The sequence below is a fragment of the Mesobacillus sp. LC4 genome, assembly GCF_053543455.1.
Genome location: NZ_JBGCUB010000004.1, coordinates 370,418 through 396,145 on the forward strand (window position 1 = coordinate 370,418; position 25,728 = coordinate 396,145).

A 25,728-nucleotide genomic window follows, 5' to 3' on the forward strand; every position below is an offset into this window, starting at 1 on the left:
GTAACTTTGTAGTGATTAAAGCGGCCGCTCCAAAAACTTACGAGGTGAACTGAGAATGAAGAAACTTTCTAACCAAGAGATGAAAAAAATTGCCAAGAGTACATTGGCATTAGTGCTTGCTGGAACATTTGCTTTTTCGCCAATCGCAATGGCAGAAGAGAACAATTCTGAGATTGAAACTGTGGAATTGCAGAATGTCAGCCCAGAAGAGATTGAAGAAGCTAAGACACAGGTCGATGAGCTTGAAGAAACGAATCCATCTTTGATTCCTGGTGACTTCTTCTACTTTGCTAAAATTGCTTTGGAGAAAATAAGGCTCGCTTTTACATTTGATAATGCAAAAGAAGCAGAATTGCTTGCTACATATGCGTCAGAACGCCTTCAAGAGGCGGGGGCTTTGTTCGCTGAAGGGAAAGAAGAAGAAGCGCTTCAAGTAATCGAGGCTGCTGTTCAATACATGGAAAACTCACAGGACATTGTGGATGAAGAAAGTAATAAGGAAGAGGCTGCTGAAGAAGGATCAGAATTGGAAGAAGAGGCAACCTCTGACGAAGGAATAGAAGAAACGGAACTAGAAGAAACAGATACAGAAGAGTCAACTGAAGATGGTGAGGAGCCTGCCGATGATGTAGTCGCTGAAGAGCCAAGTGATGAGGCAGAAGGTTCTGAAGATGAAGTTGGAACTGAAGATCCTTTCGATCAGATTGAAGGAATGCTTAGACAAAATATCATTGCATTGAAAGCGGCTATGGAACATGTTGGCAATGACAATGCAAGAGCGCAGCTTCAAAAAAATATTGACAAGACATACGCAAAGATGGCTAAAAAGTTGGCTAAATTAGAGGAAAAGTATACTGAGAAGCCAGTTGAAGAAGAAGAAGAAACAACTGAACCAGTCGAATTAGAACCAATTGTTGAGCCAGACCTTCTCCCTGCTGATGAAACACCTGTTGTTGAGGAACCTGCAGATGAAACAATGCCTGTAAATGACGATGCAACAGCAGTACCAGTTGTATCTCCAAAAGTAGAAAAAGAAAAAGCGAAACAAGAGCGTAAAGCACAGAAAGCTGCTGAAAAGCAAGAACGCAAAGAAGCACAGCAGCAAAAGAAAGAAGAAAAACAACAGTCAAAAAAGGATAAAAAAGAAGACAAAAAATCAAATGAACATGAAAACAAGGGCAATGGGAAAGACAACGGCCAAGGGAACGGAAAAGGTAACGATAAAAACTAGTTCATATTGAACAATAGACTCGAAAAGGTAGCCAAAACTGGCTATCTTTTCACTGCCTAACCACAGAACGAGAAATTGACAGGCTATGATATAATGTGGTGAGGAAAGAGGTGAGGCTATTGCTAAGTTTATTGTTCATGGCTAAGAAAAAGCGCAGACCGCTGGAAGAAACAGTAGAAAAAATCCACCAGGGGGATGCTGCTTTAAGAGAAGAATTAATTGATTCTTATAAGCCATTTATCGCGAAGACTGTCTCGTCTGTCTGCAAGAGATACATACATGAATCGGACGATGAATTTAGCATTGGCCTCATCGCTTTCAATGAGGCAATCCAAAAATATTCATCTGAAAAAGGCAATTCATTATTAAGCTTTGCAGAAGTCATGATTAAGCGGAGAGTCATTGATTATATCCGTCAGCAGAGCCGGAATCAAAATCTCAGCTTCCATATATCGAATGATCCAAACGAGGAAGAACAGCAGAGATCGACAATTGAAGATGAACTTTCTCTCGATGATTTCCGAAAAAAGACAGAACAGGAAATCAGAAGAGAAGAAATCATCCAATTCCAAGATGTACTAAAAGAATTTGATTTGTCTTTGCAGGATCTGCTTGAGCAGTCCCCTAAACATGCAGATGCCCGTAAAAACGCAATGCTTGTTGCAAAATCAATGGTAGAGAACGAGGAACTAAAGAATTTGCTTCTAGATAAAAAGCGGCTGCCAATCAAGCAACTGGAAGACATGGTCAAAGTAAGCAGAAAAACCATAGAGAGAAACAGGAAATATATTATTGCAATTGCACTTATATTAATTGGGGATTATGTCTATTTAAAGGATTATATAAAAGGGGTGTTAGAGACATGAGAAAAGGGGTTATCCTCGAAATCAATGATCTTTACCTAACATTGTTGACCCCCGAAGGCGAATTTTTGCGGGCCCGAAAGCTTCAACAAGATTATCAGGTAGGAGAAGAAATTCATTTTTTTCCAGAATCGCAAGCAGTTAAAAAGAAGAAATTCAATCTATCGTTTTTAAATAGCTTCAAGACAAGGACCATTACACTCGCAGCGGCGATAATGCTTATCATGACTGCGCTTGTTCCGGCATATCAAAACAACCAGGTATATGCGTATATGTCCATCGATGTGAATCCGAGCATTGAATTGGCCGTCAACGATGATTTAAAAGTCCTTCGTTTGAAAGGCTACAATCCTGAAGGGGAAGAAATCATTGGGGAAATAAAGGATTGGAAAAGGAAAGATGCGGCCAAGGTCGCAGAGCTGATCCTAGCGGAAATCGAGGAAGATGGATTTTTTAAAGAAATAAATGATGTAGTCATCGCGACAGTTCATAATAAGAAGGCTAAGGAATCTGTGGATCGGGAATTAGAACAGAAGATTTCTGAAATTAAAACTTCTTCACTAGATGAAGACCTGAATTTCAAGGTTTTGGAAGCAACTAGTGAAGATAGGGAGAAGGCAAGAAAGCAGGGAATCACAACTGGTATATATAAAGAAAAGCAAAAGCCGACACCTGTTGCAACCCCGGTTGATAAAGGCAAAAACACCAAGCAAGAGCCTGGGAAGAAAGAAGTTCCTGCACCTTCTGTTGCTCCGCAGCCAGAAAAGAAGGTACCGCCTGGCCAGTTAAAGAAAAATGATCCTGAGAGTGAAAACGGGAAACGGAAACAAGAAAAACCGTCTGTCCCTGAGCAAAGCAAAGGAACTGACAATAACGATAATAACAATCGTGGCCAGGGTAATAACAAGCATTCTGATACAGGCAATAAGCCTAACAAAAATAATGCTCATAACGGAAAACAATATAAAAATGATCATAAGCCTAATTCACAAAAAAGGCCTGATGAGAACAACAGAGGCCAATCAGGTAAAAAACAAGCCAATCAGGGTCAAGATAAAGGGAATAATGGTAAAAAATAGAAAAATATTAAAAGTCCGGAATCCAATCCGGACTTTTTTCCATGTTCATATTCAATTGTTTGGGCCTTAATGGACAACCTAAATATAGGCGCAAGTTCGGAGTTATTGTTGGCCTTTTCCTGAAAGTTGTGCCTGTGCCTGTTGAACCAGGCGTTTTGTGATTTCCCCGCCAACTGAACCGTTTGCTCTGGAAACTGTATCGGAACCAAGGCTAACCCCGAATTCCTGAGCAATCTCATATTTTACCTGGTCCATGAATTGTTCAACTCCAGGTACAAGTAATTTATTTGAATTTCGAGCCATTATTTTCATCTCCTTTAGTAGTATACAGAGAGAGTTTCTCTGTAATGTTAGTTTGAGCAAAACTTGTATGTTCATGAATGGTAATCTTTTATCCTTTTGGATAATGTTTACCGCGGGCCAAGGTGAAAGTAAACTTGGAAGAATATGATGAAACGTTGATTGCAAGAAAGTACTTTATTATTCAGATGATATTCTTTATCATAGGTATGTATATGAATGAGGGCTGAAAGGAAGCAATTATGTGGATTAATATAAGAAGAAGATTAGACAAATTATCACCTGCGCAAATTATCGTAGCGTACTATTTAATAGCGGTAATTGTCTCGATGAGCTTATTAAGTTTGCCTGTTGCCATCCAGCCCGGGGCTAAATGGACGTTCATGGATGCATTATTCACTGCAGCAAGTGCTGTGAGTGTTACCGGGCTCTCGGTCATAACCGTCCGCGATACTTTTACTGTGCCTGGCATTTTCATTCTCATGTTTGTTCTGCAATTCGGCGGTATTGGTGTGATGGCACTGGGTACATTTTTCTGGCTGATCATCCGTAAGAAAATCGGCCTTAAAGAACGCAGATTGATTATGATGGACCAGAATCAGACTTCAATGGCAGGCCTTGTGAAGCTCTTGAAAGAAATTCTTGTGATCATTGTCATTATTGAATTAATAGGAGCATTGTTATTAGGGTTATATTTCTTAAAATACTATCCTACATGGCAAGAAGCTTTTCTCCACGGTTTGTTTTCATCCGTTAGTGCTACGACCAATGGGGGGTTTGATATAACAGGAGCCTCTCTGATTCCGTATGCACAGGATTATTTTGTGATTACCATCAATATATTGCTGATCACTCTCGGTGCTATTGGATTCCCTGTTTTAGTTGAACTGAAGAGTTTCCTTTTCAGGAAGAAAAAAAGTCGACCGTTTCGTTTCACCTTATTTCTCAAGATTACGACTCTTACGTTCCTTGGGCTCCTGATTTTTGGGACCGTAGCCATTTGGGCATTGGAGTATAATCATTTCTTATCCGATAAATCATTGTTGGATTCATTCTTCTATGCTTTTTTTCAGTCCACCACAACTAGAAGTGGGGGATTGGCGACAATGGACGTAAATGATTTTACTGATCCTACCTTATTCCTGATGGCGGCATTGATGTTTATCGGTGCATCACCAAGCTCTGTTGGTGGAGGAATCCGAACAACCACTTTTGCGCTAAACCTCTTGTTCCTTTACCACTTTGCAAGGGGGAGAAGGGCAATCAAAATATTCAATAGAGAATTGCATCAGGATGATATAATCAAGTCATTGGTTGTTTCCATCATGGCTGTACTTATTTGTTTCTTTGCTGTCCTCATTTTGATGGTGACAGAAAATCAGGCGTTATTGGCCATTATTTTTGAAGTCGCATCGGCTTTTGGAACAACTGGGCTATCCATGGGAATTACACCAGAGCTCTCGAATATAGGGAAAATGGTCCTGATTATCCTGATGTTCATCGGAAGGGTGGGAGTTATCTCCTTCCTGTTGATTATTGGCGGAAAAACAGAGAAAGAAGCCATTCATTACCCACAAGAACGAGTGATCATAGGTTAAAGATAAAAAATCCGGGAGATCCCGGATTTTTTTGTGCACATTAAACATTAATCAGCTATATGGAGATGAGGTTCGCTAGTCCTGGCCTTTGCTTACATCTTTTGTTGGATGCATGAAGGGTGAGGCCTGCGGCTTTCTCTTTTCCTCCAGCAGCTCTCTGTTTTCTGCTGTGTTCCAGCCGATATCGTTGGTAGGATGAACCCATTCATCCCCAGCCATGACAGCCGGATCTGTCTCTTCAGTCCAATTTTCAAGAGGGGAGTTTTCCGATGCGTACAGGCTGTCTCCAATGATGACACCATGCTCATTTTTAAAAGGCGCCTTCATTTCAATGCCAGTGTCCTTGAAGCTAGGAGCGTTGATTTGGTGAGGTAAGGTATCCTCAATATCCAATGGTTTTAGCTCTTGTTCTTTTTTCTCCATTTCAGCTCCTCCTTTTTGAGCTTATTTTTTGTTTCATTTAGTTTTTTATCAGGAAATCCTTTTTGTAAAATTAGGTAATCAAATCAGTACATAGCTAATTTTTTATTGAAAAAAATAAGAGTATGGAGGTGGTTAGAATGGCTAAACGGAAGGCAGAAAGAAATGCTTTGGCTAAATATACAAACACACCTAAGAAAAACCTTCAGGAGAGCGAATTCTCTGCAGAGTTTGCCCACGGTGAAGATCCTGGGAAATTTGCAAACAGAAATTCAAAGCAAGGCAGGAAAGGAAGATCGTAATGAAAAAGCATGAAGGTCGGCACCAAAAACCTTTGAATGTTGAATTTGGCATGGAATTTGGCGATATCAATGCTGGTAAACTATATGAACATCCTTTTAGCAGCAAAAAGGCGAAAAATAGAGCTGAAAAAGACTGTAAATAAAAATTGAGTCAAAATAAAAAGCCGGCTGAAATTAAGCCGGCTTTACATCTTCCATTTTAAAAGTGAAAAACTGAGGACGATCTATTTTAGAATCGAAATAAACAAGCATAAAGGAAGGGGAGTGCATGATTTCTCCATCTTCGATAAACTTCTCCAGGTCAATAGTGATATCCTCTAGCAATGTGTGTTTATATAAATCCTTTTCACTAATATTCATTTCGGAGTACTGATTGCCAAGGGCGTCAGGTTTCTGGATGATCCCACGGTATAGTTCAGAACGATCCTGCTTGTCCAAGCTCAGTTCCCACCATGGCTTTCTTGGCTTGTGTTTCATGCTGGCCAAGTAATCATACTTCATCAAGCTTTCAATAGCTTCCAAATCTTCCACACCTTTTTCCTGTAGGAAGTTGAAAAGTCTTTTGAATAAGTCCTCTAGCTGATGGCCAATCCGGGACCATCCTTTTGTCTCCCAATAAGAGCCGAAGTCCTGGAAGAAATCAAATGGTGAAGGAAATACCTTTGTGACCAGATACTCAACGGTACGATCCATTCGGTGATCATTCCAGTATTTTTCCAAAACGTCTTCAACCTGTTTTATTTTTATGATGTCATTGAAATCAAGGACATTATTTCCGAGTATCTCATATGGAGAATGATCCATGTACACATAATCATGCTGTTCAGCCCTCAGTCTCAAACCAGTCCCTCTGAGCATCTTCAAGAATCCAAGCTGCAATTCTTCCGGACGCATGGCAAATACATCATTAAACGTTTTTTTGAACGATTGATAGTCTTCTTCTGGCAATCCGGCAATTAAATCAAGATGCTGATCAATCTTACCGCCATCCTTTACCATGGTTACAGTGCGTTTCAGCTTATCGAAATTCTGTTTCCTCATGACCAACTCATTTGTGTAATCATTAGTTGATTGGACCCCGATTTCAAAACGGAATAAACCGGCAGGTGCTTCATCGTTCAAGAATTGAATGACCTCAGGTCGCATGATATCAGCTGTGATTTCAAACTGGAACACTGTCCCTGGCAGATGTTCATCTATCAGGAAACGGAACATTTCCATTGCATAGCTTCGGCTGATATTGAACGTCCTGTCGACGAATTTGATGGTTTTTGCACCATTTGCCATTAAGTAACGGATATCTTCCTTGATTTTCTCCCTGTCGAAATAGCGGACACCGACTTCAATGGAAGATAAGCAAAATTGGCAGCTGAATGGGCACCCACGACTTGTTTCGAGATAGGTTACCCTTTTTGAAAGATGGGGAAGATCTTCTGCAAAACGATATGGAGACGGAAGCTCCTTTAAATCCAGCTTATTCTGTTGAGGATTCATAGAGATGCTATCACCTTTTCGATAGGCAATCCCAGGTACTTCATTAAAACCTGTTCCAGAAGCCAATGCGGAAAGAAGCTGCTTGAAGGTCTGTTCACCTTCACCAATGACGATAAAATCAAATTCTGGCACTTCCTTCATCCATTCAAGGACATCATAAGTAACCTCAGGGCCGCCTGCGACAATTTTAATGTCAGGGTTGATTTTTTTAATCATCTTGATGACTTTGATACTCTCTTCAATATTCCAGATATAGCAGCTGAATCCAATAACATCAGGCTGTTTTTGAATCAAGTCTGACACAATATTGATCACAGGATCCTTGATGGTATACTCAACAAGATTTACGTCAAACTCAGGCTGAGCATATGCCTTAAGGTACCTGATCGCAAGGTTTGTGTGTATATATTTCGCGTTAAGCGTTGTTAAAACTATATTCATTTAAGAAAATCTCCTTTATAAAAATCCAGCAGCAAATCAACTTTAAATTATATCTCAGTTTGGACAAAAAAGACAGGTTGAATTCAATAGGAGAATAAGGAAAAGAGGCTGCCAAAAAGGAAAATATAGTCCTTTTTGACAGCCTTTGTAAATTTACATCCTCAGCCTTGCGGTCACTGGCTTAAAAGCTTCCGACGATAGAAGCGAAGTATAGCATTAAACCTTAATTTTAGCCGGCTAATCCGTGAGGTTTTGAATTCGATTAACGGTTGTGCGATGGCTGCTGCGTACTTGCTGGACAATAAGAAGGTCAGCATCAAGGCGATGACCGCCAGCAAGAGGAAGCGTTCGGGACTATGGAAGAAGTCCTGGACTTCGCTTTCGCGGAAGGTTCGTACAAAAAAACCATGCAGCAGATAGACGTATAGAGTATTTTTGCCTAGGTCTGTAAAGAAGTATTGTTTCTTCGGGACAATGGTCAAGAAGCTGAACACCATCAGCAGGCTTAATAAATAAAAGCCCAATCGTCTGAACATGCTTGCTATTGAAGCAGCTTCCATCAATGAGTATGGTTTGGAACCCAGCAGCCATTTATAGTCTATATCTGGGTTAAAATAGAAACCTAAAAATACAAGAACAAAGGTTACCAATGCTCCAGCCTTGAATGAGGGCCTTGTCAATGTTCTAATATGATCCTTCGTCAAGTGGTACCCTATCAGGAACAATGGGAAGAACACAAAGGTCCTTGATAGGCTCAAGTAGTTGGAGATCCAATCTACATAGCCGACACCCAACCCCAATCCAAAGGCAACCAACAACCCAATAGGTGCGTTAAGCTTTGAGAAGCCGATCAGCATGATGTTCCAGCAGAACAGACTGATCAAAAACCATAGGGACCAGTGCGGATTTAGCGGATCCATCGTAAAAGTAGACTTGCTGTACAGGAAATAATAGAAAATAGAATAGATCAGCTGAAAGATGAAGTAAGGCAGTATTAATTTTTTGGCAATTTTCATCACATAGCCTTTTTTATTGAAGCCCCTCGCAAAAAATCCGGAAACAAGGATGAAGGCAGGCATATGGAATGTATAAATGACTTTATAAAGATTATAGATCATTTCATTGTCTTCAATGAACGAGCGCAAAAGATGGCCAAATACGACGAAAAAAATCAAGATGAACTTGGCATTGTCAAAGTAGTAATCTCGTTGTTTCATATTTCCTCCCTTAATTAGAGACCCCCAAAACACTAACCCTTTTCTACCCTTCCATGGATAAAATCAAACCAGGCTAATTGCTCTAAATAAAGGAACCAATTCCTGAATCTGGTTCTGTACTATCACAATTCTATTTCTGTTATATAAAAGCTTTTTCATTATAACATACGGGATAGATTAAAAATTTTTGGGTGTGTTCCAATAAAAAAGTTGTAATGTTTGATTTATGTCACAGCTTAAATTCCTTTAAGTCTATAAAATATTATTGGGGAATGTTTTATGTCAATTACCTTATCAACCAAATTGGGGAGGGAGATTATGTCTATCTTACCGAAGAAAAATGAATTAGGCTTTTATGAGATAAGACTTGAATCGATTGGAGGACTTGGAGCGAACCTGGCAGGAAAGATGCTAGCTGAAGCAGGTGTCCTGGGTCTGGGATTGAACGGTTCCAACTTTTCTTCTTATGGATCGGAGAAAAAAGGATCACCGGTAAAAAGCTTTGTCCGTTTCTGTGAACCAGAAACCGAAATCAGGATCCACAGTCCGATAGAAGAGCCGCATGTGGTCGGTGTATTTCATGAAGCACTTTATAAAATGGTCGATGTAGTTAGCGGGTTGCGCCCTGACGGGATCCTGCTGGTGAATTCAACGAGAGATTTCGATGACATTAAAAAAGATCTTCATCTAGATCACGGAACACTGGCAATAGTTGATGCACTTTCGATTGCTGTCGAGGAAAAAACAAAGGTAAATACTGCGATGCTTGGTGCATTGTACCGCATTCTTGATTTCCTTGATCCTGAAGCGATGAAAAATGTTATCCGCAAAACGTTTGAGAAAAAATATCCTCATTTAGTCGAGCCGAACATCAGGACATTCGAGCGAGGCTACAATGAAGTTCAATTTAAAACTTACGCACCTGAAGATGGCGCAAAAGGCAAGAAATTCGAGCGTCCTATGCCGCTTCTTGGTTACCAAACACAGGAAATCGGTGGAGTGATCACAGCTCAGGCAAACAGTGTCCTGAAGGACCTGAGCGGTTCCAGACAGGGATTCCTGCCACAATTCAACCAGCAGGAATGCATTAACTGCGCTGCATGTGATACTGCATGTCCTGATTATTGCTTCGTTTGGGAAGAAGGAGAAGACAAACGAGGCAGAAAGCAAATGTTCCTTAAGGGAATCGATTATCAATATTGCAAAGGCTGCCTGAAGTGTGTTGAGGCATGTCCAACTACTGCGTTGAGTGATCTGAGGGAAATGATCGGCTATGCCGAGGAAAATCAAGTAAAACATAACTATCCTTATGTGACAGGAGGGGTTTCTTAATGTCCGTTCTTGAAGAAAACGTAAAGCAGATGAGTAAAGCAGAACAGGTGACAACCTTTGAATCCGGAAATGAAATGGCGGCTATGGCAGCAGCTCAGATTAATTATCATATAATGGGCTACTTCCCGATTACCCCTTCTACAGAAGTTGCGCAATATCTCGATATGATGAAATCGAGAGGCGAACATGATATCAAATTGATTCCTGCTGATGGAGAACATGGTTCCGCAGGCATCTGTTACGGTGCAGCGGCAACCGGAGCCCGAGTATTCAACGCGACCAGCGCGAACGGCTTGATGTATATGCTAGAGCAGCTTCCTGTCCAATCAGGTACACGTTATCCAATGGTCCTTAACCTGGTAACTCGTTCTATAAGCGGGCCGCTGGATATCCGCGGTGACCATTCCGATTTGTATTTTGCATTAAATACAGGATGGGTGATTCTGACCGCCAGGACACCACAGGCTGTTTACGATATGAACATCATGGCACTTAAGATTGCTGAACACTCTGATGTGCGCCTGCCTGTAATGGTTGCGTATGATGGATTCTTTACATCCCACCAAAAGCGTAAAGTGAACTATTTTAAAGACCGGGCTGTAGTTCAGAGATTTGTTGGGGAGGCACCGACTGAATATAATTTTGCCAGGGATCCAAAGAAGCCATTGACAATTGGAGCCCATATGAATGGCGACGACTTGATGAACAACCACTTCCAGCAATCAGAAGCGATTTACAAAGCGAAGAATGTTTATAAAGAAGTAGCTGCAGAATATGCTAAATTATCAGGACGCAACTATGATATCCTGGATCTTTATCAAATGGAGGATGCGGACGTAGCTCTGTTCCTGCTGAACTCAGCTGCCGAGTCAGCCAAGGATGTTGTTGACAAGCTTAGGGAAAAGGGAATCAAAGCCGGTGTGATCAGTCCAAATATCATCCGCCCATTCCCTGTGCAGGAAATCAGGGAAGCATTGAAGAATGTGAAGTCTCTTCTTGTAGGTGAGCGTGCGGATTCCTATGGCGGACACGGTCCTAACCTGACACACGAAATTAAATCTGCTCTTCAGGAGGATAGGGAAAATACGACTATCGTCCAGAGCCGGGTGTTTGGACTCGGCGGTAAAGACTTCTATGCAGATGATGCTGAAGCTTTCTTCAATATGGCGATTGACGCGATGGAAAAAGGACACGCAGAAAAGCCGTTCGACTACTATGGACATGTTGCAGGAGAACCTGATAAGGCATTGAAGCAGGTCATAGAGCCACAGCATGGGGATGTCTATAAGTCAGGATTGATTCAGGTAACAAGAGATGAAGAAAAGAATAAATTGAATGTCAAAATTCCTCCTTTAAAAGCTTTGACTTCCAAACCGAAACGAATTGCCTCTGGTCATGGTGCATGCCCTGGCTGCGGTATCTTTGGCGGATTAGAGCTGTTCTTTAAAGGAATTGAGGGAGACCTCGTCATTCTTTTCCAAACTGGTTGTGCGTACGTCGTGACAACAGCTTATCCTCACACATCCCATAAGCAGACGACAATCCATAATCTGTTCCAGAATGGAGCGGCAACATTATCAGGAACGCTTGAAGCATTCCTTGAACTGAAACGAAGAGGCGAAATCGAAGTGTCTGCAGATGCAACCTTCGTAATGGTGACCGGTGATGGCGGAATGGACATCGGAATGGGATCGGCGATTGGTACAGCGCTTCGCGGCCACAAGCTGATCATGCTTGAATATGATAATGAGGGTTATATGAATACAGGTTCACAGCTGTCCTACTCCACTCCTTTCGGACACATGACGAGCACATCAAACGTAGGAAAGGCACAAAAAGGTAAGGCGTTCCATCATAAGGATACAGCCCAGATCATGGCATCTACCAATATCCCTTATGTTTTCACTGGAACAGAAGCCTTCCCACAGGACCTAGTGAAGAAGGCTGCGAAGGCACAGTGGTATGCGCAAAATGTGGGTACAGTTTACGGCAAGCTTTTAATCACATGTCCGCTGAACTGGAAATCAGAGGACCGATTTGGCCAGACAATTGTCGAAGCAGCAGTGAACTCAAACTTCTTCCCACTATATGAGGTGGAACAAGGAATTACAAATATCACTTACGATCCGGAAGCGAAAAACAAGAAAATTCCGTTGGCAGACTGGTTGAAGTATATGGGTAAAACCAAGCATTTATTGAAAGAAGAAAATAAAGACATGCTTGTGGAATTTGAAGAAGAAGTCGAAAAAAGATGGCAGCGCCTAAAAGCCAAGAACGAGAACGAATATCTATAAAATAAAGAGAAGCCAGTGGCCCTGGCTTCTCTTTTTACTTTGTCCGCCTAGCGGGCAATAATTCATACTTTCCTTTCGAAGAACTCAGCAGGAAAAATAGAAAATAATCGCGAGTTTAAAGGGATTTTTACCATCCGTGTAGAAATTACTAGAAAAATGGGAATCAAAGCAAGGAGGCTTTCTGGTGAATAGTGCTAACACGGCAGATGAGATTAAGGCACTGAAGGAAAAAATAGCCGCTTTAGAACAAGAAAATTCCTCATTAAAAGAGTGGATCAATAGCTCTGCGCAAACAGCTGCTGACTTTTTTGCAACAGAAGGACAGAAAACAGAGATTGCTGAGAGATTCATAACGGACGATCGTTTGCTAAAGAACTTCTTCATGGAAACATTGGATGGAATCGTGTTTTGGGGCAAGTGCGGAAAAATCATTGCAGTCAATGAAGCAACCTGTAAAATTTTCGGGCTCAGTCATGAAGATATGGTAAAGCATAAAATTTCGGACTTCATTTATCGTAAAGACGAGAAATATCGACAGATGAAGCAAATAATCAATGAAAAAGGGGCATTGCGTGAGGAAGCGTTCTTTCTGCTGCCGAATGGTGAAAAAAGGCTGCTCGAATTCACTGTAAAGCTCAACGCGGGCGATGGCTATCATATGACGATTGTCCGTGATGCAAGTGAGCGTTATCATATGGAACAGCAGGTGCGGAAAAGTGAAGAGCGTTTCAGGAGAATTTTTGAAGGGTCAATTGAAGGGATGATCCTTTGGGATGAAAATTGCAAACACTATGAAATTAATCCTTCAGGAATAGCCAAGCTTGAGTTGAAGCAGGAAGACCTGACAGAAAAGGACTTTCGTAAGCTTTTTATGAATCTCGGACTATCCAATGCGTTAATCGACGAGAAGTTACAGGCATTGCTTCGGAAAGGGAGGCTGGACGGCAGGATAACCATTCCCTATGAAGAGGGCAGGATGAAACATTTTGAATACAGTATCAAACGTCATTTAGTTGATAACCTGAATCTCATCGTATTCAGGAACATCACTGAAAAAATTGAGATGGAAGCCCAGCTGAATAAATCAGATACGCTCAATATGCTGGGGGAACTGGCTGCGGGCATTGCTCATGAAATCCGCAATCCGATGACCGCTCTAAAGGGGTTCATCCAGTTGCTTGAAAACAGCACAGGAGATGCCTATTCGTTATATTTCCAGGTGATCAAGACCGAACTGCAAAGGATTGATTCCATCATCAATGAGTTCCTGGTTTTGGCTAAACCTCAGTCTATTAAATATGAATATACCGATATATCCAAGATCATGAACGAGACCGTGTCTCTTCTGACTGCCCAGGCGGTGCTCCATGATGTGCAAATCAAAACCATTTATGACGGTGATTTGCCAGATCTTATGTGTGAACCTAATCAACTAAAAAAGGTATTTATCAATATCATAAAAAATGCAATAGAAGTCATGTCAAAAGGCGGCTTTGTGAATGTGATCGTCAGTCAGGCACCCGGGAACAGAATACATATTTGCATCAAGGATGAAGGTGAAGGAATCCCGGAGGAACAGATAAAAAAGCTTGGGGAACCTTTTTACACCACAAAGGAAAGAGGGACTGGACTCGGCCTGATGGTGAGTTTCAAAATCATTGAAGAACACGGGGGTACCATCGAAATAGAGAGCGAAGTGGGCCACGGAACGATTTTTCATATTTATTTGCCGATAACCAAGGAAACGTCTGATTGAAGCCAATCAGGCGTTTTTCCATTGCCTATGCAACAGGGTGGAACCATTAATAATAAAAAATTGCCAAATCCCCTTTTAATTTTCTATAGAATGGTATATATTAGATGTATAACTAATTAGATATACATTAAATCAGTTGGAGTGGTTTTATGCAATTGGACAGAATAGTCGCTTTCCATAAAGCGATGGGGGACCCTACAAGGATCAGGATTGTTGCATTACTGGCCAATGGGCCGTTGCATGGCCAGGCGATTGCTGGAAAGCTGGGCCTTACCCCGCCAACGATCACCCACCATATCAAGAAATTGCGTGATATCAATGTGATTGTAGAGCGCAGGGACAAAAATACAATTTATTTTCACCTGAATGAGTCAGTAATCAAGCAACAGGCAAGGACGCTAGGAAAATTAATTGAGAAGAGAGAAGGGGAGGTGGACGCAATGATTGAACAAAATATCGAAAGGCAAAAGGTGATCGAGAATTTCCTGACGAAAGACGGAAAACTAAAAAACATTCCGGCACAACGCAAGAAAAAGCTGATGGTTTTCGAATATATAGTTCGAGGTTTGAAAGCCGGAAAAAAATATCCGGAAAAGGAGTTGAACGAATATATCACGAAGTTCCATGAAGATTACGCGACAATCAGGAGAGAATTCATCATCAATCATTACATGCATCGCGAAAATGGGATTTATGAATTGAATCCAGAAGAAATGTGGGCAAAACCTGAGTGATTCACAAGAAAAAGCAACATGAAACCCGCCTCAGCCTTAGTCGCTGGGCGGTTTTTTTATTTTGATGGGAATTAATACAGTTCTGGCCTGCGGTCGGTAAAGATAGGAATCCTGCTCCTTGCTTCCTTAACCTCATCAAGGTCAATTTCCGCTAAGAGTATTTCCTCATCTTCTCCACCTTCAGCAATCACTTCACCCCATGGATTGATCACCATGGAATGGCCGGCGAATGTATTGTTAGGATCGGAGCCAGCGCGGTTGCAGGCAATCACAAAGCATTGGTTCTCAATCGCACGGGCGATAAGCAATGCCCGCCAGTGTTCCAAACGCTGGATTGGCCATTCAGCGACTACAAACATCGCTTCCACATCCTGAAGTGCATGGACACGGACCCATTCCGGGAACCTGATATCATAGCAGATCAGGCCAGCAAATTTATGTCCGTCCAAGGAGAATATTCCTTTTTCCTTACCAGCAGCCAAGTGCAAATGCTCATCCATAAGCTTGAACAAATGAAGCTTGCTGTAGGTTCCTGCCTGAGCTCCATCTTTGTCGAATACAAGCAGTGTATTTTCAATGCCTGCTTCTGTTTTATTGGCAACAGAACCGCCTATGAAATGCGAGTGGTATTTCAACGCTGCATCCTTTAAAAACTCTTTGGCTGCTTGTGCTTCTTCTTCAGCTGTGGTCTTTAAATTATCGAGATCATAGCCGGTCGTCCATAGTTCAGGAAGGACTATCATATCGGGTTTTTGTCCATTTGCCTGTTCAATCAGTTGTGCTGCATGTTTGTAGTTTTTCGCAGGATCTCCAAACGCAATATCCATTTGCAAGCAAGCTATTTTAAACTTCATCATTCATCACCGCCATAAATTCTGAAAATTATTTCTTTACAAGTTACTATTTACGTTATATCATTTGTGACTAGAATTTCAAATTAAAATTTTAAAATAATCATTTAAATCCTAAGCAGGTGAGAAAATGGAATTTCCACAGTCAGATTTACTAAAGAGCCTGCCCAAGCAGTTTTTTGCTTCTCTGGTGCAAAAGGTGGGCGCTTATACAGAAAAAGGGGCAGACATCATCAATCTTGGCCAGGGAAACCCTGACCAACCGACACCACAGCATATTGTTGAAAAACTGAAGCAAGCTGGAGAGAATCCAGCGAACCATAAGTATTCTCCTTTCAGAGGACAGCGTTCGTTACGAGTAGCTGCAGCGACATTTTATAAAAGGGAGTACGGAGTCGACCTTGATCCGGAAGAAGAAATTGCCATCCTTTTCGGGGGCAAGGCTGGCCTGGTAGAAATTCCTCAATGTCTGTTGAATCCTGGGGACACGATTCTCGTTCCAGATCCCGGCTATCCTGACTACTGGTCGGGAGTCGAGCTGGCCAGGGCAAAGATGGTGACAATGCCACTCCGGGAAGAGAATGACTTTATGCCTGATTATGAAGAGTTAGCTGCCGAGCAATTGGATAAAGCCAAGCTGATGTTCCTTAACTATCCTAATAATCCCACAGGGGCAGTTGCCGATAAACAATTTTTTGATGAAACAATCGAGCTTGCACGAGAGAATCAGATTTGTGTCGTTCACGATTTTGCTTATGGTGGAATTGGCTTTGACGGGAACCGCCCACAAAGCTTTTTACAGTCTGAAGGCGCAAAAGACGTAGGAATCGAAATTTATACTCTGTCAAAAACTTATAATATGGCTGGATGGCGTGTTGGTTTTGCTGCAGGAAACAAGAGTGTGATTGCCGCAATCAACTTGCTGCAGGACCATATGTATGTCAGCTTGTTTGGTGCAGTGCAGGAAGCGGCTGCAGAAGCATTGCTGGGACCGCAGGAGTGTGTTGCCGAGCTAAACAATCTATATGAAACCCGAAGAAACGTACTTATTGACGGCCTGACAAAGATAGGCTGGCAGGTGACTGCTCCAAAGGGCTCATTTTTTGCGTGGCTGAAGGTTCCAGAACCATTTACTTCGGTTGAGTTTGCGGATTTCTTACTGGAAAAAGCACATATAGCAGTTGCCCCCGGTGTAGGATTCGGTGGCTATGGAGAAGGTTTTGTGCGGGTGGGCCTGCTGACTTCGGCAGAGAGACTGCAGGAAGCAGTCAGCAGAATTGAAAGCTTGGAAATATTCAAAAAATAGTTGACATTGTTTTATGAACCTGACATAATCCTAATTAACAAATTTACTTTAACCAATTAAATAACTTGATTAAATTATTTTCTTATCAAGAGCAGGCGGAGGGACGAGCCCGATGAAGCCCGGCAACCGATCCAGCGTAAGCTGGGCACGGTGCTAATTCTTGCAGCGAAAGCTGAAAGATGAGAAGAGTTTAGTGTATTTTCTAACCTCTTCTTTGTGAAGAGGTTTTTTTAATGCCCAAATACAACTGGGTTCAATAAGTATCGAAGGGATTGATCTTCATGAGTGAAATTACAGCGACTTACATAGTCCATGACGCCAAACATAACCCGCAGAAAAAAGCAGAGGGAATCGCGCTCGGCTTGACAGTGGGATCCTGGACTGACCTGCCGGAACTGGACCAAAAACAATTAAAAAAACATAAGGGAAGAGTGGTTTCTGTAGAAGGCTCGAGCCTGGACCATAATTCAGAAACAGTGGCAACAATCAAAGTCGCCTATCCTGCCCTCAATTTTTCACCCGACCTGCCAGCCATTTTGACAACTGTTTTTGGAAAACTCTCGCTTGATGGCAAAGTGAAACTTGTCGATCTCGAATTTGATGAAGAATTAAAGAAACACTTCCCAGGTCCTCGCTTCGGAATCGAAGGAATCAGGAGGAAGCTTGGTGTTTATGACCGTCCATTGCTTATGAGCATCTTCAAAGGTGTTATCGGACGTGATATGGATTTCCTGCTAAAACAACTTAAAGAACAAAGCCTTGGAGGAGTTGACCTGATCAAGGACGACGAGATCCTGTTTGAAAACGAATATACACCTTTTGCAAAGAGGATCACTCTTGGTAAAAAAGTTCTTGAAGAAGTCTATGAATCTACTGGACATAGGACCTTATATGCGGCCAATCTGACAGGAAGGACTTCACACTTGAAGGACAAAGCGAGAAAAGCGGCAGAACTCGGAGCAGACGCGTTATTGTTCAATGTGTTCGCCTATGGCCTGGATGTCTTGCAGGAACTTAGGGAAGATGATGAAATCGGGATTCCGATCATGGCTCACCCAGCTGTGAGTGGGGCGCTGACATCGGCTGATGAATATGGCTTTTCCCATTCATTGCTTCTGGGTAAATTACTCCGCTATGCCGGAGCAGACTTCTCGCTTTTCCCGTCACCATATGGAAGTGTGGCACTTGAAAAGCAGCAGGCGATATCAATTGCTGAGGCACTGACTGCTGAGGATCAATACGAAAGGACCTTCCCGGTTCCATCAGCAGGCATACATCCTGGAATGGTGCCGCAATTGGTTAAAGATTTCGGAGTTGATTCTATCATAAATGCAGGCGGAGGCGTTCATGGTCATCCTGGTGGAGCACAGGGTGGAGGCAAGGCATTCAGACAGGCGATTGAAACCGTACTTCAGGGAAAAAGCCTTGAAGAAGGGGCTCTGGATCATGCTGAGTTGAAAACAGCTATACGCCTGTGGGGTTCATCAGAGGCGGTGGCAAAGTGAGTCAGCCTGTGATATTTTGCGACTTTGACGGAACAGTAACAGAAAAGGACAATATCATAGCCATCATGAATGAATTCGGTTCGGATGGCTGGGATGAAATTAAAGAAGCAGTGCTGGGCCGCAGGATTTCGATCAGGGAGGGAGTAGGGAAAATGTTTTCTCTCCTACCTGTTTCGAAGAAGGAAGAAATCATTCAGTTTGCTGTACAGAACGCCAGGATCCGCCCGGGATTTCAAGAGTTTCTTGATTATGCCCATGAGGAAGGTATACCTGTTTATATCGTCAGCGGAGGGATAGATTTTTTCATAGAACCTATCATTCAAAAATTCGGACCGCTCGCTGGAGTGTATTGCAATAGTTCGGATTTTACAGGAAGTACGATAAAAATAGAATGGCCAAACAGCTGCGATGATCAATGTTCAAATGATTGCGGCTGCTGCAAACCATCCATCATGAGAAAGCTGGAAAAAAAGAGCGCCTATAAAATAGTCATCGGTGATTCCGTAACAGATTTGGAAGCTGCAAAACAAGCCGATCTTGTGCTTGCCAGAGACTATTTAAAGGATAAATGCGAAGAATGGAAGATTGAACATAGACCATTCGAAACGTTTTATGACTGTATAGATGCACTTAAAACTGAGACAGGGGTGAGAGGATGAGCTCATTAGAAAGTAAGTGGGAAGAACTGGCCGACGTAAAGGCAGAACTGGCAGATCGTGATTGGTTCATGGGAACGAGCGGCAACCTGGCAATTAAAGTGAACAACGACCCGGTGCAATTCCTTGTAACGGCGAGCGGGAAAGATAAGCGGAAACGGACAGATGAAGACTTTTTGCTTGTTGACCAATTCGGCCGTCCGGTTGAAGAAACATATTTAAAGCCATCTGCTGAGACACTCCTCCATGTTGAGGTATACAAAAAGACAAACGCTGGCTGCAGCCTTCATGTCCATACCATTGATAATAATGTCATTTCTGAGGTCTATGGAGACAGAGGCGAGGTGCAATTCCAGGGGCAGGAACTGATTAAGGCATTTAATATCTGGGAGGAAGATGCCGTCCTCAAGATTCCGATTATTCCGAATTATGCACATATACCAACCTTGGCCAAAGCATTTTCAGAGCATGTTAAAGGAGATACAGGTGCTGTTTTGATCCGTAACCATGGGATTACTGTGTGGGGCAGGAATGCATTTGAAGCAAAGAAAATTCTTGAGGCTACCGAATTTTTATTCCGCTATCAGTTAAGGCTGCTCGAACACAAGCCATTCCAATTGTTCAAGGTCGTTTAACGAATCATTTAGCAAATACCATTAAAACTAAGGGAGAGATTCACATGGCATTTATCGTAAAGCAAAACACACAGGAAAGAATACTTGATGAACAGCAGGTCGAAGCATTTCTGAACGAGCAGGAAGTCATCTATGAAAAATGGGAGATCAATAAATTGCCTGCAAATCTTCAAGAAAAATTCTTGTTAACAGATGAAGAAAAACAGGAAATCCTCGAAGCCTTCAGTGAGGAGATTAAAGATATCTCTGAACGCAGAGGCTACAAAGCTCAAGACGTCATTTCGCTTTCCGGCAATACACCGAATCTTGATCAGCTTTTGGCGAATTTCAAGCAGGAACACCACCATACAGATGATGAGGTAAGATTCATTGTCAGCGGGCATGGAGTATTTGTTATTCAGGGTAAGGACGGAGAATTTTTTGAAGTGTTCCTGAATCCAGGAGACTTGATCTCAGTTCCTGAAAATACACGTCATTACTTTACGCTTCAGGATGATCGCCAGGTAGTTGCAGTTAGAATTTTCGTTACAACTGAAGGTTGGGTTCCTATTTACGAAGAGGAAAAAGTCAGCCAGTAATCAAGGTGAAGGGCAAATTTTGTCGAAGAAAATTTTTTCATCCGTGAATATTGTCTTATTTTGCGAATCTATTTACATTCATCTAGGCATTTGCCATAATTCTTCAAGTAATCTATTTATTTTATTAAGCAATTAAAGTAGTAGAGGAGATATAGAAGTGTATCATTCGCAAAATGCTTTGTTGAAGGAAATCAATCGCGTAAGGGAATTGATGGTGGCTTCTGCACTGGAAACAGGATATACAAGTGCTGAGACAATCCGCCGCAGCCAGGAGCTCGACACTCTGATTTATGAATATCAATCATTATGCAGGGAGACAGAATTGCAAAGGCAAAGGACTAAAATTCTTTTCAGACAAATGATCCTGCTTACAAAAAAACAATATATTTTATCACATGCGTGATAATATTCAGACATATGGAAACAATTAGCCACTGCCAGTAAACGGGCAGTGGCTGATGTTATTTTATAAGCAAAATAATGAGATAAAAGGCAAAGAATAAACGGTATGATGGAGAACGAAGAAACCTCCAATGATTTTAGTACTTGAGAAAAAAATGTAACAATTTGCTCAAATTTTCACGATAAAATATCTTTGTGTGATTTTTATCATATTTTTATATGTTTATTTTATATATTTTTAACATAGATAGCTTCTTATCATCAGTCTGCTAACACACCTCACCATGTCACTTAACTTTCAATCACTTTTTACATTGGACTTGCTTCAGTTCGTGAAGGTTTAAACCTCATTATTCACAAAACAATCTCAACTATGTTATCTACTTTTTTAATTGTTGGTACTATGCATGTAATACGATTCATATATCGTACTACATAGCATTTTATTTATATAAGGCTGTGTGAACAGTTTTTTACTGGATTGACCATTAAATTATGTCACATAAGTCTTTATTATTGCTATTTTCATCCTGCTTCTTTTCTGCAAGGGCATTGCCATTTGGTGAGGAGGTTTTCTTGGTATCAAAAGCTTCTCCCATATTATATTTCCTTCATTTAAAGAATACGAAGTTGTTTCGAAAATAGCTGAAAGTAAACGCTTACAAATTAATAGTTTTACATTTTCAGGAGGGGGAAAGAGAGTATGCACATTGTCGTATGTGTCAAGCAAGTGCCCGATACGAAAATCATCAAAATCAATCCTAAGACCAATACTCTGGACAGGCGAAGCGCACCAGCCATTTTGAATCCTTATGATGCTCACGCTGTACAGGAAGCTGTGAAAATCAGGAATAAAACAGGAGGAAGTATTTCTGTACTTTCAATGGGACCGCCACAGGCAGTATCTGTCATAAAAAAAAGTGTGGAAATTGGCGCAGACCGTGGATACCTCATTTCAGACAGAGCTTTCGCGGGAGCTGATACCCTTGCGACTAGTTATGCGCTCTCCAAGGCGCTTGAAAAAATATCGAAGGATCATCCCATAGATCTCGTCATTTGCGGAAAGCATGCGATTGATGGAGATACAGGACAAGTAGGACCTGGTATTGCGCGACGTCTTGATATTCCCCCGATCACGAACGTGATTGAAGTTTCAAAGGTTAATAAGGAAGAAAAATATGTCCATATCAAGCGCAAGCAAATCGATGGATACGAGGTCTTACAATCGCAGCTTCCTTGTTTGCTGACTGTTGAAAAAGAGATTAATGACATAGAGTATGCACCACTTCCAAACATGATCAATGCAGCAAGATATGAGCCGGTCATCTGGTCTGTGAATGATCTTGAGGATGTTGACAAGACCCAATTGGGATTAAAAGGATCGCCAACAATTGTCGGCAAGATGTTCAGTCCTCCTAAGCTAGAAGGCGGGAAAAGGATTGAAGGAGATGCCGATGCCCAAGTAGAGCAGCTGATGGGAATCCTGATGGAAAGAAAAGATTTATTGAAATTAAATGCAGCCAACTCTTGATTGTAGTTAAAAGGGGGAATAGCAGAATGGAAGAAAACCAGGGAGTCTGGGTATTCATTGAAGTAAATGATGGAAAAATCGAAGGAGTTTCACTGGAATTGCTTGGTGCAGGAAGGAAGCTTGCCGACAAATTGGAAGTGCCGCTGTCCGGGGTTATGCTTGGGCAAGGTGTCATGCCTTTAGCAAATGAAGTGATCTATGCTGGTGCAGACCAAGTATATGTCGTTGACCATCCGGTCCTGAAGGATTATCGGACTGAGTCCTATATGAAGGGTGTCTGTACCCTGGCTGAAAAATATAAGCCTGAAATCTTCCTTTATGGAGCAACTCCAAATGGAAAAGACCTGGCAAGTGCGGTTGCAACGGATTTAAGCACTGGTTTGACCGCGGATACAACGATGCTTGACGTCGATATTGAGAAAAGGCTGCTTGAAGCGAGCCGTCCTGCATTTGGCGGAAATATCATGGCAACCATTCTTTGTAAAAAACACAGGCCGCAAATGGCTACAGTGCGCCCTAAGGTAATGAAAGCCCTCGAAACAGATGAAGGCAGGAAGGGAGTCATCATCGAAGAGGAATTAGAAATTAGGGAAGAAGATATGCGTACAAAGGTGCTTGAAATTGTGAAGGACGTAACAAAAAAGGCAAGCCTTGCAGAAGCCCATGTCATCGTCGCTGGCGGGAAAGGTTTGGGCGATATCCAGGGATTCCAGCTTATCCATGAGTTAGCAGAAGTGATTGGAGCAAGTGTAGGGGGCACAAGGGATGTTGTCGAGGCAGGCTGGCTGAAGCATGAGCAGCAAATAGGCCAGACTGGTGAAACGGTAACGCCGAAAATCTATTTTGCTATCGGAATTTCAGGGGCAATTCAGCATGTCGAAGGAATGAAGAACTCTGAGCTGATCATTGCCATAAACAAGGATCCGAACGCTCCGATTTTCGATGTAGCCACATATGGCATTGTTGGTGATGCATTGGAAATAGTGCCTAAACTAATCAAGCAGTTCAAACAGCTCAGCAAAGAGAAGGGCGGGGAAATGAGCTATGTCTGAAAAATTTGATGTAATCGTCGTAGGAGCCGGCCCTGCTGGAACATCATGTGCCTACAACTGTGCCAAAAACGGCCTGAAAGTATTGTTGATTGAACGTGGTGAATACCCAGGTTCAAAGAATGTTATGGGTGGGGTTCTTTACCGGAAACAGATGGAAGACATCATTCCGGAATTTTGGAAGGAAGCGCCATTGGAGCGGCCTGTTGTTGAGCAGCGCTTCTGGATGATGGATAAAGAATCGGTTGTCCAGTTTGGCTACAAAGGTCTTGAATGGGCGGTTGAACCATATAATAACTTTACAGTACTGCGTGCCCAATTTGACCAATGGTTCGCAAAGAAAGCGGTCGAACAGGGTGCCTTGTTGATTAATGAAACAGTTGTCACAGAATGTATTGTGGAAAATGGCAAGGTAATAGGCGTGCGCACCGACCGCCCTGATGGAGAAGCGTTTGCGGATGTTGTCGTGCTCGCAGACGGTGTAAACTCCCTGCTATCCAAGCAGCTTGGCTTCCACAGGGAATTCAGGCCTGATGAAGTGGCACTGACGGTTATGGAAGTTATCAATCTTCCAAAGGACAAAATCAATGAACGCTTCAATCTTGAAGGAAATCATGGAACGACAATTGAGATATTCGGTGATTCTACGCAAGGCAATCTTGGTACTGCCTTCCTTTATACAAACAAAGAAAGTTTGAACATCGGGGTAGGCACTACGCTCTCAAGCATGATCAAAGCCAAATTGAAGCCATATGAGCTGCTTGATTACCTGAAGAAACATCCAATGGTCCGTCCGTATCTGGAGGGAGGAGAATCGGCAGAATACTTGGCCCACTTGATTCCTGAAGGAGGATTCAATTCCGTGCCAAGGGTTGCGGGGAACGGTGTGCTTGTAGTAGGGGATGCCGCCCAGCTCGTCAATGCCATTCACCGTGAAGGGTCAAACATGGCGATGGCTTCAGGCCAAATGGCTGCAGAAGCGATTGTTGAAGCCAAAAAGGATGGCGACTTCAGCGAGAGCAGCTTGAATCGCTATAAAGAAGCGTTATTCGGAAGCTTCATCATTAAGGACCTTGAAAAATATAAGGATGCAGCACATACCTTTGAGACATACCCGCAGTATTTCAAGGAATATCTGCCGATGATGAACAAGGCAATGAGCAAGTTTTTCACTGTTGATGGAACACCAAAGAAAGAAAAACAAAAGGAAATCATGCGCAGCGTGACGGCTGAAAAAGGTACCTTTAAGGTTATGCAAGACATCTATCGTGCCTGGAAGGCGGTGAAATAATGTCAACGACAAACATCGAGGAAAAACAATTTCTTTTAAGGTTTAAGTGTGACACAAAATCGCATCTTACAGTTTTGGACCATGACGTCTGCATGACACAATGTCCTGACAAGCTTTGTACCGTTTTCTGTCCTGCTGAGGTGTACAAGTGGGAAGGGAAAAGGATGCAGGTAGGCTATGAGGGCTGCCATGAATGCGGTAGCTGCCGGATCGGATGCCCTTACCAGAATATAAAATGGGAATATCCAAAAGGCGGTCACGGCATTGTATTCAGGCTTGCTTAATAGTTAATTAGAAGAGACTGGCGGACAAATAATTCGCCAGTCTCTTTACTATTTTAAACAAGCAAAACAATGAGTACAAAGGTGTTGACAGTTAGTGGGAAAATGGTTTGAAAAAGTGATGGGATTTACTTTACAAGCTAATCGTACCAATTGTTTCTATATTCATCATATGTAAGTTAATTCACAAGTGGGTTCAAAAAAAGGTGTAGCTTTTTAAAAGAGGGGATGAAAGAGGGGGTTAACTGATTTTTTCTTGCTGGCGCATTGTGTGAAGCTGATCACTGAGGATTTCTTTTTCTATGTTCCTCGCTGCCTCCATAGCATCATCAAAGGTGTCAAACAGTGCTGATGCATAAACTGGCTTGCCGGCATCATATATTCCAGATGAATCTGATTTGTATATCGTTACATTCCAATCGAAGCATTCACTATCTTCTTTTTGGTGCCCTTGAAGCCCAACCAATAAATGGGTATGCAGCAGGTCAGACTGGGTGTCGATGAAAGCCTTCTTATCGCTAAGCCCTGCTTGAACAAGTGACTTTTGATAAAAATCGCGGTACAAAGTATTCTGCAAGGTAA

26 protein-coding genes and 1 riboswitch are annotated in these 25,728 nt (G+C 42.1%); of the genes, 20 read left to right on the forward strand and 6 right to left on the reverse strand.

Going from position 1 to position 25,728, the window contains the following annotated elements; all coding sequences use genetic code 11:
• Positions 1-55 precede the first annotated feature (55 nt).
• The 3 genes from AB5I83_RS15150 to AB5I83_RS15160 all read left to right on the forward strand — a co-directional run bounded on the left by AB5I83_RS15150 (position 56) and on the right by AB5I83_RS15160 (position 3,173).
• Complete coding sequence (locus AB5I83_RS15150; RefSeq protein WP_448976331.1) at positions 56-1,231, forward strand: DUF5667 domain-containing protein; 1,176 nt, start codon at positions 56-58, stop codon at positions 1,229-1,231.
• Between the two features lie 119 nt (positions 1,232-1,350).
• Entirely contained in the window at positions 1,351-2,097 is a 747-nt protein-coding gene (sigI, locus tag AB5I83_RS15155) for an RNA polymerase sigma factor SigI (RefSeq protein ID WP_448976333.1), read from the forward strand.
• On the forward strand, positions 2,094-3,173 hold the full coding sequence (locus AB5I83_RS15160; protein WP_448976335.1) for an anti-sigma factor domain-containing protein: 1,080 nt from the start codon (positions 2,094-2,096) through the stop codon (positions 3,171-3,173). Before sigI ends, AB5I83_RS15160 begins: the two co-directional genes overlap by 4 nt.
• 102 nt (positions 3,174-3,275) lie before the next feature.
• Here AB5I83_RS15160 and AB5I83_RS15165 read toward each other — a convergent pair whose 3' ends face one another.
• Complete coding sequence (locus AB5I83_RS15165; RefSeq protein ID WP_167831954.1) at positions 3,276-3,476, reverse strand: alpha/beta-type small acid-soluble spore protein; 201 nt, start codon at positions 3,474-3,476, stop codon at positions 3,276-3,278.
• A gap of 239 nt (positions 3,477-3,715) precedes the next feature.
• Here AB5I83_RS15165 and AB5I83_RS15170 point away from each other — a divergent pair, with 239 nt between their 5' ends.
• Positions 3,716-5,071 (forward strand): TrkH family potassium uptake protein, encoded by a 1,356-nt coding sequence (locus AB5I83_RS15170; protein ID WP_167831953.1) that lies wholly within the window; start codon positions 3,716-3,718, stop codon positions 5,069-5,071.
• A gap of 75 nt (positions 5,072-5,146) precedes the next feature.
• Here AB5I83_RS15170 and AB5I83_RS15175 read toward each other — a convergent pair whose 3' ends face one another.
• Complete coding sequence (locus AB5I83_RS15175) at positions 5,147-5,494, reverse strand: DUF3905 domain-containing protein (protein WP_448976338.1); 348 nt, start codon at positions 5,492-5,494, stop codon at positions 5,147-5,149.
• Between the two features lie 137 nt (positions 5,495-5,631).
• Between AB5I83_RS15175 and AB5I83_RS15180 the strand changes: the two genes are divergently transcribed.
• Together AB5I83_RS15180 and AB5I83_RS15185 are read left to right on the forward strand one after the other, a co-directional pair.
• Positions 5,632-5,793, forward strand: coding sequence for a hypothetical protein (locus AB5I83_RS15180; protein ID WP_023615140.1), 162 nt, complete (start codon positions 5,632-5,634; stop codon positions 5,791-5,793).
• Positions 5,793-5,936: a hypothetical protein gene (locus AB5I83_RS15185; RefSeq protein WP_448976340.1), complete on the forward strand. Its 144-nt coding sequence runs from the start codon at positions 5,793-5,795 to the stop codon at positions 5,934-5,936. The genes AB5I83_RS15180 and AB5I83_RS15185 overlap by 1 nt, the downstream gene beginning before the upstream one ends.
• A gap of 31 nt (positions 5,937-5,967) precedes the next feature.
• Here AB5I83_RS15185 and AB5I83_RS15190 read toward each other — a convergent pair whose 3' ends face one another.
• Both AB5I83_RS15190 and AB5I83_RS15195 read right to left on the reverse strand, forming a co-directional pair.
• Positions 5,968-7,728, reverse strand: a complete 1,761-nt coding sequence (locus tag AB5I83_RS15190; protein WP_448976342.1) for a B12-binding domain-containing radical SAM protein — start codon at positions 7,726-7,728, stop codon at positions 5,968-5,970.
• A gap of 173 nt (positions 7,729-7,901) precedes the next feature.
• Complete coding sequence (locus tag AB5I83_RS15195; protein ID WP_448976344.1) at positions 7,902-8,945, reverse strand: acyltransferase family protein; 1,044 nt, start codon at positions 8,943-8,945, stop codon at positions 7,902-7,904.
• A 318-nt stretch (positions 8,946-9,263) separates the two neighbouring features.
• On the opposite strand from AB5I83_RS15195, the gene AB5I83_RS15200 reads away from it, so the two are divergent.
• The 4 genes from AB5I83_RS15200 (at position 9,264) to AB5I83_RS15215 (ending at position 15,061) form a co-directional block, all read left to right on the forward strand.
• The gene (locus AB5I83_RS15200; protein WP_448976346.1) at positions 9,264-10,277 is read left to right on the forward strand and encodes a 2-oxoacid:acceptor oxidoreductase family protein; all 1,014 of its coding nucleotides are present in this window, start codon (positions 9,264-9,266) and stop codon (positions 10,275-10,277) included.
• Positions 10,277-12,571, forward strand: a complete 2,295-nt coding sequence (locus AB5I83_RS15205) for a thiamine pyrophosphate-dependent enzyme (RefSeq protein ID WP_448976348.1) — start codon at positions 10,277-10,279, stop codon at positions 12,569-12,571. Before AB5I83_RS15200 ends, AB5I83_RS15205 begins: the two co-directional genes overlap by 1 nt.
• Positions 12,572-12,755: 184 nt before the next feature.
• Complete coding sequence (locus AB5I83_RS15210) at positions 12,756-14,327, forward strand: PAS domain-containing sensor histidine kinase (RefSeq protein WP_448976350.1); 1,572 nt, start codon at positions 12,756-12,758, stop codon at positions 14,325-14,327.
• A 149-nt stretch (positions 14,328-14,476) separates the two neighbouring features.
• Positions 14,477-15,061: a DUF2087 domain-containing protein gene (locus AB5I83_RS15215; RefSeq protein ID WP_448976352.1), complete on the forward strand. Its 585-nt coding sequence runs from the start codon at positions 14,477-14,479 to the stop codon at positions 15,059-15,061.
• 71 nt (positions 15,062-15,132) lie between these two features.
• On the opposite strand, the gene AB5I83_RS15220 is transcribed toward AB5I83_RS15215, so the two are convergent.
• Positions 15,133-15,915 carry a carbon-nitrogen family hydrolase gene (locus tag AB5I83_RS15220; protein ID WP_448976482.1) on the reverse strand — a complete coding sequence of 261 codons (783 nt, stop codon included), beginning with the start codon at positions 15,913-15,915 and terminating at the stop codon, positions 15,133-15,135.
• Between the two features lie 127 nt (positions 15,916-16,042).
• Between AB5I83_RS15220 and AB5I83_RS15225 the strand changes: the two genes are divergently transcribed.
• The 10 genes from AB5I83_RS15225 (at position 16,043) to AB5I83_RS15270 (ending at position 25,149) form a co-directional block, all read left to right on the forward strand.
• Positions 16,043-17,218: an aminotransferase class I/II-fold pyridoxal phosphate-dependent enzyme gene (locus AB5I83_RS15225; RefSeq protein ID WP_448976354.1), complete on the forward strand. Its 1,176-nt coding sequence runs from the start codon at positions 16,043-16,045 to the stop codon at positions 17,216-17,218.
• A gap of 79 nt (positions 17,219-17,297) precedes the next feature.
• Positions 17,298-17,404: riboswitch (SAM riboswitch) on the forward strand.
• Between the two features lie 95 nt (positions 17,405-17,499).
• Complete coding sequence (gene mtnW / locus AB5I83_RS15230; RefSeq protein ID WP_448976356.1) at positions 17,500-18,723, forward strand: 2,3-diketo-5-methylthiopentyl-1-phosphate enolase; 1,224 nt, start codon at positions 17,500-17,502, stop codon at positions 18,721-18,723.
• On the forward strand, positions 18,720-19,382 hold the full coding sequence (locus tag AB5I83_RS15235; protein ID WP_448976357.1) for a 2-hydroxy-3-keto-5-methylthiopentenyl-1-phosphate phosphatase: 663 nt from the start codon (positions 18,720-18,722) through the stop codon (positions 19,380-19,382). The genes mtnW and AB5I83_RS15235 overlap by 4 nt, the downstream gene beginning before the upstream one ends.
• Positions 19,379-20,014, forward strand: coding sequence for a methylthioribulose 1-phosphate dehydratase (locus tag AB5I83_RS15240; RefSeq protein WP_448976359.1), 636 nt, complete (start codon positions 19,379-19,381; stop codon positions 20,012-20,014). Before AB5I83_RS15235 ends, AB5I83_RS15240 begins: the two co-directional genes overlap by 4 nt.
• Before the next feature lie 44 nt (positions 20,015-20,058).
• Positions 20,059-20,592 carry a 1,2-dihydroxy-3-keto-5-methylthiopentene dioxygenase gene (locus AB5I83_RS15245; protein ID WP_226087253.1) on the forward strand — a complete coding sequence of 178 codons (534 nt, stop codon included), beginning with the start codon at positions 20,059-20,061 and terminating at the stop codon, positions 20,590-20,592.
• 157 nt (positions 20,593-20,749) lie between these two features.
• Positions 20,750-20,995 (forward strand): aspartyl-phosphate phosphatase Spo0E family protein, encoded by a 246-nt coding sequence (locus tag AB5I83_RS15250; protein WP_226087254.1) that lies wholly within the window; start codon positions 20,750-20,752, stop codon positions 20,993-20,995.
• A gap of 702 nt (positions 20,996-21,697) precedes the next feature.
• Positions 21,698-22,525: an electron transfer flavoprotein subunit beta/FixA family protein gene (locus AB5I83_RS15255; RefSeq protein WP_167831939.1), complete on the forward strand. Its 828-nt coding sequence runs from the start codon at positions 21,698-21,700 to the stop codon at positions 22,523-22,525.
• Positions 22,526-22,551: 26 nt separating this feature from the next.
• Positions 22,552-23,577 carry an electron transfer flavoprotein subunit alpha/FixB family protein gene (locus AB5I83_RS15260; RefSeq protein WP_448976361.1) on the forward strand — a complete coding sequence of 342 codons (1,026 nt, stop codon included), beginning with the start codon at positions 22,552-22,554 and terminating at the stop codon, positions 23,575-23,577.
• Positions 23,570-24,865, forward strand: a complete 1,296-nt coding sequence (locus AB5I83_RS15265) for an FAD-dependent oxidoreductase (protein ID WP_448976363.1) — start codon at positions 23,570-23,572, stop codon at positions 24,863-24,865. The genes AB5I83_RS15260 and AB5I83_RS15265 overlap by 8 nt, the downstream gene beginning before the upstream one ends.
• Positions 24,865-25,149: a ferredoxin family protein gene (locus tag AB5I83_RS15270; RefSeq protein ID WP_023615122.1), complete on the forward strand. Its 285-nt coding sequence runs from the start codon at positions 24,865-24,867 to the stop codon at positions 25,147-25,149. The genes AB5I83_RS15265 and AB5I83_RS15270 overlap by 1 nt, the downstream gene beginning before the upstream one ends.
• A 238-nt stretch (positions 25,150-25,387) precedes the next feature.
• Here the strand turns inward: AB5I83_RS15270 and AB5I83_RS15275 are convergent, their stop codons facing one another.
• Positions 25,388-25,723 (reverse strand): hypothetical protein, encoded by a 336-nt coding sequence (locus AB5I83_RS15275; protein WP_448976365.1) that lies wholly within the window; start codon positions 25,721-25,723, stop codon positions 25,388-25,390.
• Between the last annotated feature and the right edge of the window lie 5 nt (positions 25,724-25,728).

Bases quoted from the DNA above. Each gene is read 5' to 3' on its own strand.
- AB5I83_RS15240 (WP_448976359.1), top strand. From the start codon at position 19,379: ATGAGCTCATTAGAAAGTAAGTGGGAAGAACTGGCCGACGTAAAGGCA.
- AB5I83_RS15200 (WP_448976346.1), top strand. From the start codon at position 9,264: ATGTCTATCTTACCGAAGAAAAATGAATTAGGCTTTTATGAGATAAGA.
- AB5I83_RS15170 (WP_167831953.1), top strand. From the start codon at position 3,716: ATGTGGATTAATATAAGAAGAAGATTAGACAAATTATCACCTGCGCAA.
- AB5I83_RS15175 (WP_448976338.1), bottom strand. From the start codon at position 5,494: ATGGAGAAAAAAGAACAAGAGCTAAAACCATTGGATATTGAGGATACC.
- AB5I83_RS15260 (WP_448976361.1), top strand. From the start codon at position 22,552: ATGGAAGAAAACCAGGGAGTCTGGGTATTCATTGAAGTAAATGATGGA.
- AB5I83_RS15180 (WP_023615140.1), top strand. From the start codon at position 5,632: ATGGCTAAACGGAAGGCAGAAAGAAATGCTTTGGCTAAATATACAAAC.
- AB5I83_RS15255 (WP_167831939.1), top strand. From the start codon at position 21,698: ATGCACATTGTCGTATGTGTCAAGCAAGTGCCCGATACGAAAATCATC.
- AB5I83_RS15185 (WP_448976340.1), top strand. From the start codon at position 5,793: ATGAAAAAGCATGAAGGTCGGCACCAAAAACCTTTGAATGTTGAATTT.
- AB5I83_RS15165 (WP_167831954.1), bottom strand. From the start codon at position 3,476: ATGGCTCGAAATTCAAATAAATTACTTGTACCTGGAGTTGAACAATTC.
- AB5I83_RS15270 (WP_023615122.1), top strand. From the start codon at position 24,865: ATGTCAACGACAAACATCGAGGAAAAACAATTTCTTTTAAGGTTTAAG.
- mtnW (WP_448976356.1), top strand. From the start codon at position 17,500: ATGAGTGAAATTACAGCGACTTACATAGTCCATGACGCCAAACATAAC.
- AB5I83_RS15220 (WP_448976482.1), bottom strand. From the start codon at position 15,915: ATGAAGTTTAAAATAGCTTGCTTGCAAATGGATATTGCGTTTGGAGAT.
- AB5I83_RS15215 (WP_448976352.1), top strand. From the start codon at position 14,477: ATGCAATTGGACAGAATAGTCGCTTTCCATAAAGCGATGGGGGACCCT.
- AB5I83_RS15245 (WP_226087253.1), top strand. From the start codon at position 20,059: ATGGCATTTATCGTAAAGCAAAACACACAGGAAAGAATACTTGATGAA.
- AB5I83_RS15205 (WP_448976348.1), top strand. From the start codon at position 10,277: ATGTCCGTTCTTGAAGAAAACGTAAAGCAGATGAGTAAAGCAGAACAG.
- AB5I83_RS15225 (WP_448976354.1), top strand. From the start codon at position 16,043: ATGGAATTTCCACAGTCAGATTTACTAAAGAGCCTGCCCAAGCAGTTT.
- AB5I83_RS15265 (WP_448976363.1), top strand. From the start codon at position 23,570: ATGTCTGAAAAATTTGATGTAATCGTCGTAGGAGCCGGCCCTGCTGGA.
- AB5I83_RS15195 (WP_448976344.1), bottom strand. From the start codon at position 8,945: ATGAAACAACGAGATTACTACTTTGACAATGCCAAGTTCATCTTGATT.
- AB5I83_RS15160 (WP_448976335.1), top strand. From the start codon at position 2,094: ATGAGAAAAGGGGTTATCCTCGAAATCAATGATCTTTACCTAACATTG.
- AB5I83_RS15190 (WP_448976342.1), bottom strand. From the start codon at position 7,728: ATGAATATAGTTTTAACAACGCTTAACGCGAAATATATACACACAAAC.
- AB5I83_RS15150 (WP_448976331.1), top strand. From the start codon at position 56: ATGAAGAAACTTTCTAACCAAGAGATGAAAAAAATTGCCAAGAGTACA.